General features: G+C 73.3%; 13 protein-coding genes. 4 read left to right on the top strand and 9 right to left on the bottom strand.

All coding sequences use genetic code 11. The annotated features are described in order from the left end of the window. Positions 1–53: 53 nt before the first annotated feature. The 3 genes from ACFY0I_RS22740 to ACFY0I_RS22730 form a co-directional block, all read right to left on the bottom strand. Complete coding sequence (locus tag ACFY0I_RS22740; protein WP_388899172.1) at positions 54–560, bottom strand: GNAT family N-acetyltransferase; 507 nt, start codon at positions 558–560, stop codon at positions 54–56. A 37-nt stretch (positions 561–597) separates the two neighbouring features. After that, on the bottom strand, positions 598–1131 hold the full coding sequence (locus tag ACFY0I_RS22735; protein WP_388898718.1) for an RNA polymerase sigma factor: 534 nt from the start codon (positions 1129–1131) through the stop codon (positions 598–600). 220 nt (positions 1132–1351) lie between these two features. Next, positions 1352–2542, bottom strand: a complete 1191-nt coding sequence (locus ACFY0I_RS22730; RefSeq protein ID WP_388898715.1) for a glycerophosphodiester phosphodiesterase — start codon at positions 2540–2542, stop codon at positions 1352–1354. A 299-nt stretch (positions 2543–2841) separates the two neighbouring features. Between ACFY0I_RS22730 and ACFY0I_RS22725 the strand changes: the two genes are divergently transcribed. Continuing rightward, entirely contained in the window at positions 2842–3471 is a 630-nt protein-coding gene (locus tag ACFY0I_RS22725; RefSeq protein WP_319192810.1) for a lysophospholipid acyltransferase family protein, read from the top strand. A gap of 27 nt (positions 3472–3498) precedes the next feature. Here the strand turns inward: ACFY0I_RS22725 and ACFY0I_RS22720 are convergent, their stop codons facing one another. The 3 genes from ACFY0I_RS22720 to ACFY0I_RS22710 form a co-directional block, all read right to left on the bottom strand. Next, positions 3499–4983, bottom strand: a complete 1485-nt coding sequence (locus ACFY0I_RS22720; RefSeq protein ID WP_388898712.1) for a membrane-associated oxidoreductase — start codon at positions 4981–4983, stop codon at positions 3499–3501. Between the two features lie 77 nt (positions 4984–5060). Further along, complete coding sequence (locus ACFY0I_RS22715; protein ID WP_388898709.1) at positions 5061–6605, bottom strand: MFS transporter; 1545 nt, start codon at positions 6603–6605, stop codon at positions 5061–5063. Beyond that, on the bottom strand, positions 6605–7153 hold the full coding sequence (locus ACFY0I_RS22710; RefSeq protein ID WP_388898706.1) for a TetR/AcrR family transcriptional regulator: 549 nt from the start codon (positions 7151–7153) through the stop codon (positions 6605–6607). The genes ACFY0I_RS22715 and ACFY0I_RS22710 overlap by 1 nt, the downstream gene beginning before the upstream one ends. 101 nt (positions 7154–7254) lie before the next feature. Here ACFY0I_RS22710 and ACFY0I_RS22705 point away from each other — a divergent pair, with 101 nt between their 5' ends. Next, entirely contained in the window at positions 7255–7809 is a 555-nt protein-coding gene (locus ACFY0I_RS22705) for an HAD domain-containing protein (protein ID WP_388899169.1), read from the top strand. A gap of 50 nt (positions 7810–7859) precedes the next feature. On the opposite strand, the gene argH is transcribed toward ACFY0I_RS22705, so the two are convergent. Continuing rightward, positions 7860–9287, bottom strand: a complete 1428-nt coding sequence (gene argH / locus ACFY0I_RS22700; protein WP_388898703.1) for an argininosuccinate lyase — start codon at positions 9285–9287, stop codon at positions 7860–7862. A 97-nt stretch (positions 9288–9384) separates the two neighbouring features. Continuing rightward, positions 9385–10578, bottom strand: a complete 1194-nt coding sequence (locus ACFY0I_RS22695; protein ID WP_388898700.1) for an argininosuccinate synthase — start codon at positions 10576–10578, stop codon at positions 9385–9387. 196 nt (positions 10579–10774) lie between these two features. On the opposite strand from ACFY0I_RS22695, the gene ACFY0I_RS22690 reads away from it, so the two are divergent. Then, positions 10775–13726 carry a hypothetical protein gene (locus ACFY0I_RS22690; protein ID WP_388898697.1) on the top strand — a complete coding sequence of 984 codons (2952 nt, stop codon included), beginning with the start codon at positions 10775–10777 and terminating at the stop codon, positions 13724–13726. Positions 13727–13872: 146 nt separating this feature from the next. Beyond that, positions 13873–14577 (top strand): L,D-transpeptidase, encoded by a 705-nt coding sequence (locus tag ACFY0I_RS22685; protein WP_388899167.1) that lies wholly within the window; start codon positions 13873–13875, stop codon positions 14575–14577. Between the two features lie 18 nt (positions 14578–14595). Here the strand turns inward: ACFY0I_RS22685 and ACFY0I_RS22680 are convergent, their stop codons facing one another. Continuing rightward, the gene (locus ACFY0I_RS22680) at positions 14596–15132 is read right to left on the bottom strand and encodes an arginine repressor (RefSeq protein ID WP_388898694.1); all 537 of its coding nucleotides are present in this window, start codon (positions 15130–15132) and stop codon (positions 14596–14598) included. Between the last annotated feature and the right edge of the window lie 5 nt (positions 15133–15137).

Raw genomic sequence — 15137 nt, 5'->3', positions numbered from 1 at the left:
GCGAGGCACGGGGACGGGACGCCCCGCCCTGCCGGGTGGTGGCTCCGGGGGTCCTAGGCGCTGACCGCGAAGTCGGTGGCGTCCTTGGCTTCCTTCTCCAGGATCACCAGGACCACGCCGTCGGAAGCGGTGCGGTTGCCCACGGCCAGGTAGCCGGCCTTGCGGTAGAGCCGCAGGTTCGACTCGCTCTTGTGGCCCGTGTGCAGACGGAACCGGATCGGGGACGTCAGGTCCGCGAGGGCCTCCTCGACGCCGCGCAGCAGGCGGGCGCCGAGGCCGTGGCCCTGGAGCCGCGGGTGCACGCACAGCTTGGCGATGCTCGCCGTGCCGTCCTCGCCGACGCGACCGCGCACCGTGCCGACCACCTCGTCGCCGAGCCGGGCCACCAGGACGGTGTCCGTGGCCAGCTCCGCCTTCAAGGAGTCCAGGGACTGGGTGAGCGGCTGGATGAGGTAGTTGCCGTAGAGCTCGGCCTCCCGCTGGAACGCCAGATACTGCAGCTTGAAGATCTGCTCGGCATCCTCGGCGGTCGCCGCCGAAATCGTCACGCTCATGCCCATGTGCGCATGCCTCCCGCTCACCTGGTGGCCCTTTGGTCTACCGCTCCTTTCCCCGCAGGCCAGGAGCCGCAACCTCTGCAGCGAGCATTCTGCGCAGACATCCCAGGCAACGGGAACGGACGGGCCCCAAACTTCCTTGTGAGATACCCAACTCTCCTGCGATTTCACGGTAAGTGAGGTCCCTCGGCGAGAGAAGTGCTCCCATCAGTTCCGGACAACGTCCGGGCAGCCGGGCGACCGCCGAGCGCAGGGCCCGGTTGTCCTCGCCGTGCAGCAGGGCGCCTTCCGGCTCCCCTCCGGCGTCGGCCGGTGATCCGCCGTACGGGACCTCTCGCCGGGCCCGGCGCCGCGCGAGGCGGGCCTCGGCCCGCACCGCCCGGCGCAGCCAGCGGGCTCGGCCGGTGGGGCCGGCGGGGTCGGGGTCGCGGGGGCCCTGCTCCAGCAGCCTTACCCAGACGGCCTGTTCCAGGTCGGCGGCGTCGACCCCGGCAGCCGGGGCTTCCGCGGCGGCCTCGGCGGAGAGCAGCGGGCCCAGTTCGGTCAGGAGGTCGGAGTCCTTCAGGAGGTCCATGCCGGGCGGGACGCGGGGGCCGGGCCGGACGGTTTCCCCGCCGGGCCCGGCCCACCCGTTCGGGGACGGGGGCCTGCCGGTTGACGCGCCGGGGGTCGGCGCCGTGGCCGGTTGCCGCTCCGTCCCCTTGACGCGTCGCCCGTATACGCGTCGGCCGTTGACGCGTCGCCCTTACACGCGTCGCCCGTTGACGCGTCGGCCCTCCGCGCCGATGGTCGCCCTAGCGGCCGGCGCCGCGGCCGGGGCGGAAGGCTTCCGCGGCGAGCAGCCCGGTGTCCGGGTTGTCGGTGAAGATGCCGTCGATGCCCTGTTCGAAGTACTTCGCGTACGCGCCGAAGGCGTCCCCGTACGCGGCGGGATCGGTGCCCCTGCGGTATTCGGCCGGCAGGAAGCTGTTCTCGTTGCGGGCGGTGTAGGGATGCAGGAGCAGCCCGCGGGCGTGGGCGTCCCTGACGAGGGTGGTGGGCGTGCCGAGCTTGCCGGCCGCGTCGCGCGGGATGACCAGGTCCAGGGTGGGGCCGATGCCCTGGGCGAAGCCGGAGATCCACTTCAGGCCCTCGGGCTTGACGAGGTCCGCGACGGTACGCGGGTCCTTGGCCACCTCGAAGTCCCAGGGCCGGGTGTTCGCGGCGGAGAGCAACACCACGCGGGGCGCGGAGACCAGTCGGGAGAGCCGCTGGATGCTGGAGGGTTCGAAGGACTGCAGGAAGACGGCGGCGTCGCGCCCGTCGCGTCCGTAGCGGCGCAGGAGCCGGGCCAGGGGTTCCTCCAGGCCGAGCCCCAGGCCGCGGAAGTAGGTGGGGTGCTTGGTCTCCACGTGCAGCCAGACCTGCTTGTCGCGCCGCCGGCCCTCCCGGTTCGCCCAGCGCAGCACCTCTTCGAAGGTGGGGACGGCCCACCGGCCGTCGTAGAGCGTGTTGCGCTGGCGGACGGCGGGGATCCGTTCCTTGGCGCGCAGGGTCTTCAGCTCGGCGAGGGTGAAGTCCTCGGTGAACCAGCCGGTGACGGAGACCCCGTCGATGGACTTGGTGGTGCGCCGGGCGGCGAAGGCGGGATGGTCGGCGACGTCGGTGGTGCCGCCGATCTCGTTCTCGTGGCGGCAGACCAGGTGGCCGTCCTTGGTCGGGACGAGGTCCTGTTCGATCACGTCGGCGCCGAGGTCGAGGGCCAGCTGGTACGAGCCCATGGTGTGCTCGGGCCGGTAGCCGCTGGCGCCGCGGTGACCGATCACGGTCGGAACGGGCAGGTTGCGGTATCCGCCGCCGCCCTGTCCGCCGAGGTCCTGTCCGCCGACGGCCTGCTCGCCGCCGGCCGCGGAGGCCGTGCCCGCCCCGAGGACGGTCATCGAGGTTCCGGCCGCCAGGACCGCCGCCCCCAGGACCGTGCGCCGCGCTGCCCCACCCTGTGTCATCCGTGCACTCCTCGGTCTGAAAGGGGCTCGCTCTCCCGGGGTTCCGGGTGTCCCGCGGCCCGAATCGGCGTGCCGATGGTAGGCAAGGGAGGGTGTCGGGAACGCGGTCCGCCGCGGAACATGGCGCAAACGCGCGTCAACATCGCGTATCCGCCTCGTGAACCCGATGTGCGATCAGGGCTGACCCGCGAGTATCGTCCTCACCTGCACTACCGCCGTGTGGTGCGAAACCGCTTTTCGATGCCGGAGGGCTCACGTTGTTCCGTACCGCGCTCATCAAAGCCACTGTCGGACCGGTCATGCGCCTGATGTTCCGCACCCGCGTGGAGGGCATCGAGAACATTCCGGGCACCGGTGCGGTGATCCTGGCGGGCAACCACCTCACGTTCATCGACTCGATGATCCTCCCGCTGGTCTGTGACCGTACGGTCCACTTCATCGGCAAGGACGAGTACGTGACCGGCAAGGGCCTCAAGGGCCGGCTGATGGCGTGGTTCTTCACCGGCGCCGGCATGATCCCCGTCGACCGTGACGGTGCGAACGGCGGGGTCGCGGCCCTGATGACCGGTCGGCGCATCCTCGACGAGGGCAAGATCTTCGGCATCTACCCCGAGGGCACCCGCTCTCCCGACGGCCGTCTGTACCGGGGCCGCACCGGCATCGCGCGCCTGACCCTGATGACCGGCGCGCCCGTGGTGCCCTTCGCGATGATCGGCACCGACAAGCTCCAGCCCGGCGGCGCGGGCATGCCCCGCCCCGGGCGGGTCACCGTCCGCTTCGGCGAGCCGATGGAGTTCTCCCGCTACGAGGGCATGGACCGCGACCGCTACGTGCTGCGCGCCGTCACCGACTCGGTGATGGCCGAGGTCATGCGGTTGTCGGGCCAGGAGTACGTGGACATGTACGCCACCAAGGCGAAGGCCGCCTGACCCTGCCCGAGCCGGCCCGGCACCGGTTCACTGCCGCTGGAGTGACCGGCTGACGCCCGCCGCCGTCGTGGTGGCGAGGATCCAACCGGTCACGATGAGCAGGTACGACAGCCACTGGTACCAGCCGCCCGGCGCGTACGCCGACTCCTGCCCGAAGCCGACGATCGGCACCATCAGGTCGATCGTGTAGAAGACCGCGTTGAAGTCGGGGGCCTCCCCCGGTTTCAGGGCCCTCGGCGGGTGGAGTCCGTAGGCGATCGCCCCGGTCATCAGCAGCGCCGCCAGCCAGCCCGCCGCGCGCAGCGGCCGGAAGCCGTAGCCGACGGTGACGTCCTGGAGCAGCCCCCACAGCCTCGCCGGCCGGGGCAGGGTGCGGCGGTGCCGGCGGAGTTTGGCGAGTTGCACGGTCCGGGCGGCGGTCTCGTCGCCGGCCGTGCGGTAGGCGGCCGCGAGTTGTTCGTAGGCGTACGGGAGGTAGCCCGACTCCTCCCGTTCCAGGGCGGGCAGCCGGTCGGTGGCGGGCAGGTGCGGCGCGAGGGTGCGGTAGGTGAGGCCGTCGATGCGCAGGCGCCGCGGCCAGGTCCCGGGCGGTACGTGCAGCAGGTCGAACTGGGAGCGGCGCAGGTTGACGGCGCCCTCGACGGTCGGGCAGCCGCGCAGCCAGACCTCGCCGATGACGCAGCTGGAGGCGCGCAGCGCCACCGCGCCGGGGTTGCTCAGGCGGGCGTGGGCGAGGTTGAGCTGGCCAGGGACGCGGGAGCCGGTGAGGTTGATCCGGCCCCGGAACTCCGCGCGCATCGCGCGCAGGTCGCTGCCGACGGTGAGGTTCTCCGCGTGCAGGGCGGTGTCGCCGGGGGCCAGCAGCCGGGCGTCGTCGAGGTTGATCTGGCCTCCGACGGTTGATCCGTTGGCGCGCAGTTGGCCGTGCACGGTGGCCCCGACGGCGATGACGTCGGTGCCGATCTCGGCGTGGTTGAACTGGAGCGGCGGCTCGCTCGCCTCCTCCGGGTCGCCCTCGCCCGGCAGGACGCCGATGACCGAACGCGACAGGAACAGGCCGCCGGCTATGCGGGCCCCGGAGAGTCGGACCGGTCCGGTGAGGCGGCAGCAGGACAGTTTGAGCGCGACGTCGAAGCGGGCCATGCCGGCGGTCAGGCCGGGGAGGGTGGAGTCGTTGACGACGAGGGCCCTGAGCTGCGCCCCGTAGAGCACGGGCCGGAGTTCGAACCAGCAGGCCCGCAGCCGGACGGGGTGGTCGACGACGGCGTACTTGAGGTTCAGCGGGCCGGTGATCCGGGCGCCCCTGAGGTTGAGTCCGGGGACCCGGCCCTCGACGCGGGGGCCGTTCAGCAGGAGGGCGGTGAGCACCTCGGCGCGTACGGTCCGCTCGGGTCCCCAGGTCGCCCCGCCGGTTCCGGTCTCGTCCGGATCGGTCCGGAAGTCGACGCGCGCGCCGCGCGGGAAGGCTTCCCACACGCGGCGCTCGGCCGGGGTCAGGTCGTTGATCTCCATCGCCGGGATGGTGTCCCGCTGCTCAGCGCGCTGTCAACCACGTGCGGGACAACCCCCCTTGGCGCCGTGACGGAGGGTCAGTGCTCAAGACCCCCCTGGAGCTTCTGGCCCCTGAGGAGGAACCAGGCGGCCACGGCGGTGGCGAGGAGGACGGCCGCGCCGACGCCGGAGGCGAGCCGCAGACCGTCGACGAAGGCCTCCTGGGCGGAGCCGACCATCTGCGAGGCGGTCAGCGGGTCCAGGGCCTTGGCGGCCTCCACCGCGCCGCCCAGTGATTCGTGCGCGGCGTCGGCGACGGGGGCCGGCACCCCGGCCGGTGCGGTGAAGCTCTGGTAGACGCCGGTCACGATGGAGCCGAGCAGGGCGATGCCGAGCGCGGCGCCGAGTTCGTACGCGGTCTCGGAGACGGCCGAGGCGGATCCTGCCTGCTCCTTGGGGACGCTGGAGAGGATCACGTCGGCGGTGACGGTGAAGGAGAAGCCCGCGCCGAGGCCGACGACGAGCAGGGCCGCGCCGAGCAGCGGGTAGCCGGTCTCCTTGTGGATCACGGTGAGCACGGCGAGCGCCAGGCCGATGGCGGCGAGGCCGCCCGCCACGATGCCCCGTACCGAGTACTTGCGGGCGTAGCGGCCGGCGACGAGGCCGGTGACCACCGCGCCGATCGCGGCGGGCAGCTCGGCCAGGCCCGCCTCCAGGGGGTCGCGGCCCTGGACCAGCTGGAGGAACTGGGAGAGGAAGAAGACCAGGCCGGAGAGGCCGAAGACGGTGAGGAGGTCGGCGAGGACCGCGCCGGAGAAGCCGCGGTGCTTGAAGAGCCGCATGTCGAGGAGCGGGGACGGCAGGGTGAACTGGCGCCGGACGAAGGCGTGGAGGCAGCCCGCGCCGATGACGGCGGCGGCGCCCACGCCCCAGGTGAGGCCGTGGGTGGCGACTTCCTTGACGGCGTAGACCACGCCGATGATGCCGATGAGCGACAGGGCGACGCTGACGAGGTCCCAGGGGCCGGCCACCGGGTTCTTGGATTCGGGCAGGAGCTTGATGCCGACGAGCACCAGTGCGATCATCACCGGCAGGTTGATCAGGAAGACCGAGCCCCACCAGAAGTGCTGGAGCAGGGCTCCGCCGACGACCGGTCCGACGGCCGCGCCCGCCGAGGCGGTGGCGCCCCAGATGCCGATGGCGAGGCTGCGCTCCTTCGGGTCGTGGAAGATGTTGCGGATCAGCGCGAGGGTGGACGGCATCAGGGTGGCGCCGGCCACGCCGAGCAGGGCCCGGGCGACGATCATCATCTCGGGGCTGGTCGCGTAGGCGTTGAGCACCGAGACGGCGCCGAACGCGGTGGCTCCGACGAGCAGGAGTTTCTTGCGTCCGATGCGGTCGCCGAGGGAGCCCATGGAAACGAGCAGTCCGGCGATCACGAACGAGTAGATGTCGCCGATCCACAGCAACTGCGTGCCGGACGGCTTGAGGTCCTCGCTCAGGGCGGGCGTGGCGAGGCCGAGTACGGTGGCGTCCACCGCGACCAGCAGCACGGCCAGGACGAGTACGGAGAGTGCGAGCCAGCGTCCGCGGCCCGTGCCCTGCGATCCGGTCCGCCGGTTCAGCTGTTCGGTACGGCTCATCACTCCACACTCCGTCGTGCGCCACCGAGCAGCAACTCGATGATCATGTACTGGAAGTCCTTGGCGGCGACCCGGCCGTCCGTGACGGCCCAGGCGCAGGCGCCGATGAGGCCGTAGAGGGCCTCCGTCAGCCAGGCGGTGCTCAGGTCGATCCTGATGTCGCCCTCCTGCTGTCCGCGCCGGAAGAGCGCGCTGACGCGGGCGTCGAGGCGGGCCCACCCCTCGTTGACCTGGTCGCCCTCGAAGAGCTGGTTCTCGGTGACGAGGAAGGCCAGCAGCTGGGCGTTCGGCTCGGCCTCGGCGACCAGTCGCCGCAGCGCGTCCACCGCCGTGCCCTCGTCGAGGCGGGCGTTGTCGAAGGCGACCTCGAACGCGTGGATGCCGAGTTCCTCCAGGGCCCGTACGAGGGCGTCCCGGCCGGCGAAGTGCCGGTGGAGGGTCGCGCGGCCGATTCCGGCGGCGCGGGCGACCTCGTCCATCGTCGCGGTCGATTTGCGGGAAAGCAGGGCCGCCGCAGAGCGGAGCACCTGGTCACGATCCATGGCCATGAGACGAGCATAACCCGAATGAGACGTTCCTGTCTCATTCTCCTGGGATCGGTGATCGAAAATGCGATGCCGGACCGGCGGCCGAGAGGAATCCTTCCGTGATGAAGCCACTGCTGCTGATCGACGTCGACGGCCCGCTGAATCCGTACGCGGCCAAGCCCCAACGCCGTCCCGAGGGCTACACCACGCACCGGATGCGACCGACGGGCTGGCGGGAATCCGAGAGCGCGAAGCCGCTGCGGGTCTGGCTCAACCACGACCACGGCGCGGAGCTGCTCGCGCTGGCGGAGTCGTACGAACTCGTCTGGGCGACGACCTGGAAGGACGAGGCCAACGACTGGATAGGCCCGCACCTGGGGCTGCCCCGGCTGCCGTTCGTCGACTGGCCGCAGATGCACGGGCGGGCGCCGCGCGGCACGTTCTGGAAGACGCAGTACGTCCTGGAGTACGCGGGCGGGCGGGAGTTCGCCTGGATCGACGACGACATCGGCGACGCGGACCGGGAGTACGTCGAGGCGCGCCACCCGGCGCACGCGCTGCTGATGCGGATCGACGAGCGGGTCGGCCTGCTGCGGACGGACTTCGACGCCTTGGCCGCCTGGGCCGAGGACGGGACCCGGGGCGTCCGGGGCGTGGACGCGGAAGGGGGCGGGTGAGAGCCGGATCGACTCCCACCCGCCCCTTCCGGCGCGGGTCCCCGGGGGGCCTACTGCTTGTGGATCGCCCAGGCGTGCTGGATGACCAGGTCGGCCTTCAGCTCGGTGAGCTGGACGGCGACGGCCGACGGGGCGGTGCCGCCCCGGCCGTTGCGGGAGGCCAGCGCGCCCTTGACGTTGAGGACGGTCCGGACCTCGGGGGTGAGGTGCTCCGAGATCTTGGCGAACTGGTCGTCGGTGAGCTGGTCGAGCTCGATGCCCTCGCCCTCGCAGACCTTGACGCACTCGCCGGCCACCTCGTGCGCCACCCGGAACGGGACGCCCTGCTTGACCAGCCACTCCGCGATGTCGGTCGCGAGGGAGAAGCCCGCCGGAGCCAGCTCCTCCATCCGCTCCCGGTTGATCGTGAGGGTCGCCATCATGCCGGTGAAGGCGGGCAGGAGGACTTCGAGGGTGTCGCAGGAGTCGAAGACCGGCTCCTTGTCCTCCTGGAGGTCACGGTTGTAGGCCAGGGGCAGCGCCTTGAGCGTGGCCAGCAGACCGGTCAGGTTGCCGATGAGGCGACCCGACTTGCCGCGTGCCAGCTCCGCGATGTCCGGGTTCTTCTTCTGCGGCATGATCGACGAGCCGGTGGAGAAGGCGTCGTGGAGGGTGACGAAGGAGAACTCCTTCGTGTTCCAGAGGATGATCTCCTCGGCGATCCGGGAGAGGTTGATCCCGATCATCGCGGTCACGAAGGCGAACTCGGCGACGAAGTCCCGGGAAGCCGTGCCGTCGATCGAGTTGCCGACCGATCCCCGCTCGAAGCCCAGGTCGGCGGCCACCTGCTCCGGGTCCAGACCCAGCGAGGAGCCGGCCAGCGCGCCCGAACCGTACGGCGAGACGGCGGTGCGGGTGTCCCACTGGCGCAGCCGCTCGGCGTCCCGGGACAGGGGCTGCACGTGCGCCAGTACGTGGTGGGCGAAGAGGACCGGCTGTGCGTGCTGGAGGTGCGTGCGGCCCGGCATCGCCACGTCCGGGTGCGCCTCGGCGAGGCCGATCAGCGCGTCCTGGAGGTCGGCGATCAGGCCGCCGATGATCCGCGCGTGGTCGCGCAGGTACATCCGGAAGAGGGTGGCGACCTGGTCGTTGCGGGACCGCCCGGCCCGCAGCTTGCCGCCGAGGTCGGCGCCGAGCCGCTCCAGCAGACCCCGCTCCAGGGCCGTGTGGACGTCCTCGTCGGCGACGGTGCCCACGAAGGAGCCGTCGGCGACGGCGGCTTCGAGCTGGTCGAGCCCGGCCGTCATGCGGTCGAGTTCCTCGGAGGTGAGCAGGCCCGCCTTGTGCAGGACGCGGGCGTGGGCGCGCGAGCCGGCGATGTCGTACGGGGCGAGGCGCCAGTCGAAGTGGACCGACGCGGAAAGCTTCGCGAGGGCCTCGGAAGGGCCGTCGGCGAACCGGCCGCCCCAGAGCCGGACGTCACCGTTGTTGCTGCTCACAGCTACTGCTCCTCATGAGGGTGGTGGTACGACGACCTCCCCGTCGCGGAGGTAACGGGGAGGCCGTCCCGTACTGCGTGGTGGAGAACGACCGGGATCAGGCGAGGTCGCGGCGTGCGGCGATCTTCGAGGAGAGACCGAAGATCTCGATGAACCCCTGGGCCTTGGACTGGTCGAAGGTGTCGCCCGAGTCGTAGGTCGCCAGGTTGAAGTCGTACAGCGACTCGTCCGACCTGCGGCCGGTGACGACGGCCCGGCCGCCGTGCAGGGTCATCCGTACGTCGCCGGTGACGTGCCGGTTGGCCTCGTCGACGAAGCCGTCCAGGGCCCGCTTGAGCGGGGAGAACCACAGGCCGTCGTAGACCAGTTCGCCCCAGCGCTGCTCGACCTGCCGCTTGTAGCGGGCCAGCTCGCGCTCGACGGTGACGTTCTCCAGCTCCTGGTGGGCGGTGATCAGCGCGATCGCGCCCGGAGCCTCGTACACCTCGCGGGACTTGATGCCGACGAGACGGTCCTCGACGATGTCGATCCGGCCGACGCCCTGGGCACCCGCCCGCTCGTTCAGCCGCTGGATGGCCTGGAGGACGGTGACGGGCTCGCCGTCGAGGGCGACCGGGACGCCCTCCTTGAAGCTGATGACGACCTCGTCGGCCTCGCGGGGCAGCGCCGGGTTCGCGGTGTACTCGTAGACGTCCTCGATCGGGGCGTTCCAGATGTCCTCCAGGAAGCCCGTCTCGACGGCCCGTCCGAAGACGTTCTGGTCGATCGAGTACGGGGACTTCTTGGAGGTCGCGATCGGCAGTCCGGCCCGCTCGGCGAAGGCGATGGCCTTGTCCCGGGTCATGGCGTAGTCGCGGACCGGGGCGACGCAGGTGAGGTCGGGGCCGAGGGCGGCGATGCCGGCCTCGAAGCGGACCTGGTCGTTGCCCTTGCCGGTGCAGCCGTGGGCGACGGTCGTCGCGCCGTGCTTGCGGGCGGCGGCGACCAGGTGCTTGACGATGGCGGGCCGCGAGAGGGCGGAGACCAGCGGGTACCGGTCCATGTAGAGGGCGTTCGCCTTGATCGCCGGGAGGCAGTACTCATCGGCGAACTCGTCCTTGGCGTCCGCGACCTCGGCCTCGACCGCGCCGCAGGCCAGGGCCCGCTTGCGAATGACGTCCAGGTCCTCGCCGCCCTGGCCGACGTCCACCGCGACGGCGATGACTTCGGCGCCCGTCTCCTCGGCGATCCAGCCGATGGCGACGGAGGTGTCCAGTCCGCCCGAGTAGGCGAGTACGACGCGCTCGGTCACGGCTGCCTCCATGCGGTGTGTGCGCGTCGGATCGATGGGTCCGGCACGGGTCGTTCGGGGTGGTTCGCGGTCGTCCGCGGTTCGCCGGATGAAAGGTCATTCAACGACAGGCATAACTATGCACTACTCCGTATGTTTCGTCAATCGAGTCGATAAGGGGAGGTCAGCCGGTGTGGCGGGGACCTAGGCTGCGCCCATGCAGCCACTCCCGCCCCTCGGCCCCACCCGGTTCCGCTCCCCCACGGAGCGTCTGCGCCACGGTACGGACCCCGCGCGCTGCCTCGACGGCGACGGCCCGCGGGCGTGGGAGTCGCTGGAGCGGGAGGTCCGCCGGGCCACGAGCCGGGGGTGCGAGTGCGGCGGCACGGTCGAGGTGGGCGGCTGCTCGTCCGGGTGCCCGTTCGCCGACGGCGAGGAGGCCGGCCGGAGCGCCGCTCCGCACCGGCGGCGGGGACGAAGGACGACCTGGCGCGCCGAGCCCCCGGCCGACGCCGAACTCGCCCTCGGGCTGTGCCACGCCGATCCCCGGGTGCGGGAGGCCGCCGTCGGGCGCTCGGCGGGGCGGCCCGGGCTGCTGCCGCTGGTGGTGCTCCGGTGCGCCGACGCCGACGAACCCGTACGCACGGCGGCGCGGACGGAGCTGGCCGCCGCCCTGCGACCGGCCGGCGACGCGGCCGTACGCTCGCTGGTCCCGCTCGCCGTGCTGATGCGTGCGCGCCGCCACGGCGTCGGGGCCTGGGACCTGCTCCTGGCCCGGCTGGGCTCCGTCCCGGTCGCGGACCTGGCGCGGCTGACGGCCGACCCGGATCCCGAGGTGCGCCACCCCGCCGTCAAGGCCGCGCTGCACCACGGGGTGCTCCCGGCGGACCGGGTCGCGGCCATCGTCGCCGAGGATCCCGCCCCGGGCATCGCGCTCACGGCGCTGCGCCGCGGCGGACTGCCCGGCGGGCGGGTGGCCGGGTTCGTGCTGACCGGCCGCACCCCCGAGATCCGGCGCGAGTCCCTCGAACTGGTGCTGCGGACCGGGGCTTCGACGCCCGCCCGGCTCGCGGAGATCGCCGCGGAGAGCCGGGACCCGGTGGTGCGGCGGCGCTGCGAGGAGGCCCTGGCCGACTTCCTCGGGGACCCCCGCGGTGAGCCACCGGCCGCCGACCTGCTCGACGCGCTGCTCGGCAACTCCCGTTCCGCCGTCCGCGCGCACGCGGTCGGCGCGCTGCGCGGGGCCGGTCGGGCCCACGAGACGTCGGCCCACCTGAGCGACCCCGCGGCCCGGGTACGGGAGGCCGCCCGCCGCGCGCTGCGGGCGGCCGGCGAGGACCCGGCGGCCCACTACCGCGCGGCCTGCTCACGGCCCGCGCCGGCGCCGGCGGCCGTCCTCGGCCTGGCCGAGACCGCGCAGGCCCGCGACCTGCCCCGGCTCTGGGAGCTGGCCCGCCACCCGGAGGGCCGGATACGGACCGCCGCCCTCAGCGGCTTGCGCCGCCAACGCGCCGCGACGCCGGAGCAGTTGCTGTCGTTCCTGGGCGACCCGCACGCCCCGGTCGGCCGCGCGGTCCGTTCGGCGGTGCTCCCGTACGCCCGCAGCCGGCCGCAGTCCTGGCTCCTGGGGCTGTTCGCACGAGACAGGCCGGCCGGCACGGGGGCGGCGGGTCTGACGCTGGTGGGGCAACGCCCGCTCCTGGTCCGGCGCCGGCTGGCCGGCTCCCTGACCTCCCACCCCGACCGGGCGGTCCGCCGCTGGGCCCGGCACCTGCTGCAACAGCGCCTGACGTGGGACCTGGCCGCCGGCCTCGACGCGGCCCGCGAGCTCGTCCACGGCGAGGACACCCCGCTGGACGAGGTGATCGACACCTCGGATCCGCACGCCTGGACCGCTCTGGACCTCGCGGTCCGCCGGCTGGTCCCCCACCCCGATCGGCACGGCCGGATCGAGATCGCGCTCTGCCACCCGGACGGCCGGGTCCGGGAGGCAGCCATCCGCTCGGCCGCCGGACGCCCCGACCTGCTGCCCCTGGTCGTCCTGCGCGGCGCCGACTGGACCCCACAGGTGCGCGGGGCCGCGCAGTCGGTCCTGCTCGACGCGCTGCGGAACTCCGGCCCGCCGACCCTGCGTACCGCGACGCCGATGGTGACGCACCTGCGCGGGCGGCGCGAAGCCCGCTGGGCCGTCGGGGCGTTCGAGGCGGCGCTGCGCGATCCGGCCCATGCGGAGGTCCTGACCGGCCTCTACCGCCACCCCCACCTGCCGACCCGGCGCGCGGCCGTACGGATCGGCCTCGAAGCCGCCCCGTCCGCGGCGGCGGAGCCGGCCCGGCGGGCCGCCCGGGAACCCGACGCCGTGCTGCGGCACCTGTGGACGGACGCCGCGCTGGCCGCCCTGGCCGCGCACGGCCCGGACGCCGCGGCGCTCGACGCCCTGCTGGGGTCCCGCTCGGGTTCCGTACGGGCCGCCGGCGTCACCGCCCTGCGGGCCGCCGGCCGGGCCGGGGAGGCGGAGCGTCACCTCGCCGACCCGTCCGCGCTGGTGCGCTCCTGCGCCCGCTGGCTGATCGGACAACGGGGCGGACAGGGCGGCGACGCCCGCGCCCACTATCTGCGCCGGTGCGCCGACGCCCCCTCCCCCGGCGCCGTGCTGGGCCTCGCGGAATGTGCCCGGCGCGAGGACTCCGGCGTCCTGCTCGGCCTGCTCGGACACCCCGAGGGGCCGGTACGGGCGGCGGCCGTCGCGGCGCTCCGGCTGCTCGGCGGTCCGGGCTCCCGCCCGGAGGTGCTGCGTCCGTTGCTGGACGACCCGGCTCCGGCCGTCGCCCGGGAGGTGACCCTGTCGCTGCTGCCGGTGGCGGGGCTGCTGCCGGCCGACTGGCTGGCGTCCCGCACCGGCCGGGGCCGGCCCGCGCACACCCGCCGGGCCGCCGTACGGCTGCTGGCCGTCCAGGGGTCGGACGAGGCGCTGCGCGCGGCCGTGGCGCTGCTGGACGACCCCGACCCGCTGCTGAGGCGCGCCGCGCTGGCACTGTTGCGGCGGTGGGACTGGCCGGCGACGGCGGAGCGGGGCGGACTCGATCCCCGGGAACTGCGGGGGCTCTTCCACCGGTACGCCTCGGAAAACGGCTGGTCGGAAAGCCTGCGCAGGCTCCACGGGTCCTGAGTCCCGGCTCGGCCCGCCACCCGGCGCCCGCGCCGCGCGGGCCGGGGCGCGGCCGGTCCCGGCGGGGCGTACGGGTGCACCGGATCGGTGCTCGACGGCCTGCCTGCGTCGCCCCCGGCGCTCGCGCCCGTACCGTCTGACGGGTGCTGCGTACCGCCCTCGTCACCGGCTCGCTGATCGCCGCCGCCCTGCTCCCGCAGAGCCCTCACGGCCCCCACGGCCCGACGCCGTTGCCCGCCCGCCTCGCCGACACCGGCGGCGGGAGCCAGCTGATCACCGCCGTCGCACCCGACGCCGGATCCACCACGGGCGTGCTGACCTGGTGGGACCGGCGCGCGGGGCGCTGGTACGAGGCCGGCAGCGCGCCCGCCCGGTTCGGCGCGAAGGGCCTGACCGAGGGCGCGACCCGGACCCAGGGCACGAGCACCACCCCGACGGGCCTGTACGGGCTCCCGTACGCCTTCGGCATCGCGCCCGCGCCGGCCGGGACCTCGTACGCGTACCGGAGGGTGACGGACCGTTCGTGGTGGTGCCAGGACAACGCCTCGGGCAGCTACAACCGTTGGGTCGAGCCGCTGCCCGCCGACTGCGCGGCGGGCGAGGCCGAGCACCTGGTGACGTACGCGCGGCAGTACGCGCACGCGCTGGTGGTGGCCTTCAACTACGACCGACCGGTACGGGGCCGGGGCGCGGGCATCTTCCTGCACGCGAACGGCAAGGGCGCCACGGCCGGCTGCGTGTCCGTGCCGGAGGGCGCCATGCGCGAGATCCTCCGCTGGGCCGACCCCCGCCGCGCCCCGCACCTGGCGATCGGCACGGGGTCGGGCCCGCTGGACGTGACGCGGTACTGAGGCGCCCGGGGTCGGGCCTCAGCTTTCCTTCTGGGCCAGTTTCAGGAGGTGGTCGGCGAGGGCCTGGCCGCCGGCCGGGTCGCGGCTGATCAGCATCAACGTGTCGTCGCCCGCGATGGTGCCGAGGATCGCCCGGAGTTCGGCCTGGTCGATCGCCGAGGCGAGGAACTGGGCCGCTCCGGGCGGAGTGCGCAGGACCACGAGGTTCGCGGAGGCCTCCGCCGAGATCAGCAGCTCCCCGGAGAGGCGCCGCATCCGTTCCTCCTTCGCCGACTCCCCGAGGGGGGCCTGCGGGGTGCGGAAGCCGCCCTCGCTGGGCACCGCGTAGATCAGCTCGCCGCCGGTGTTGCGGATCTTCACCGCGCCGAGCTCGTCGAGGTCCCGGGAGAGCGTCGCCTGGGTGACGCTCAGCCCGTCGTCGGCGAGCAGCTTCGCCAGCTGGCTCTGGGAGCGGACCGGCTGCCGGTTGAGGATGTCCACGATCCGGCGGTGGCGGGCGGTGCGGGTCTGCGGTACGGACTGGCCGTTCTGCTCGTGTTCCTGCGCGTGACTCATCGTCG

The organism is Streptomyces sp. NPDC001568 (genome assembly GCF_042893755.1).
GTDB lineage: Bacteria > Actinomycetota > Actinomycetes > Streptomycetales > Streptomycetaceae > Streptomyces.
Note: the sequence above shows the minus strand (reverse complement) of the source record. Positions and strands in the feature narration are given on the sequence as shown.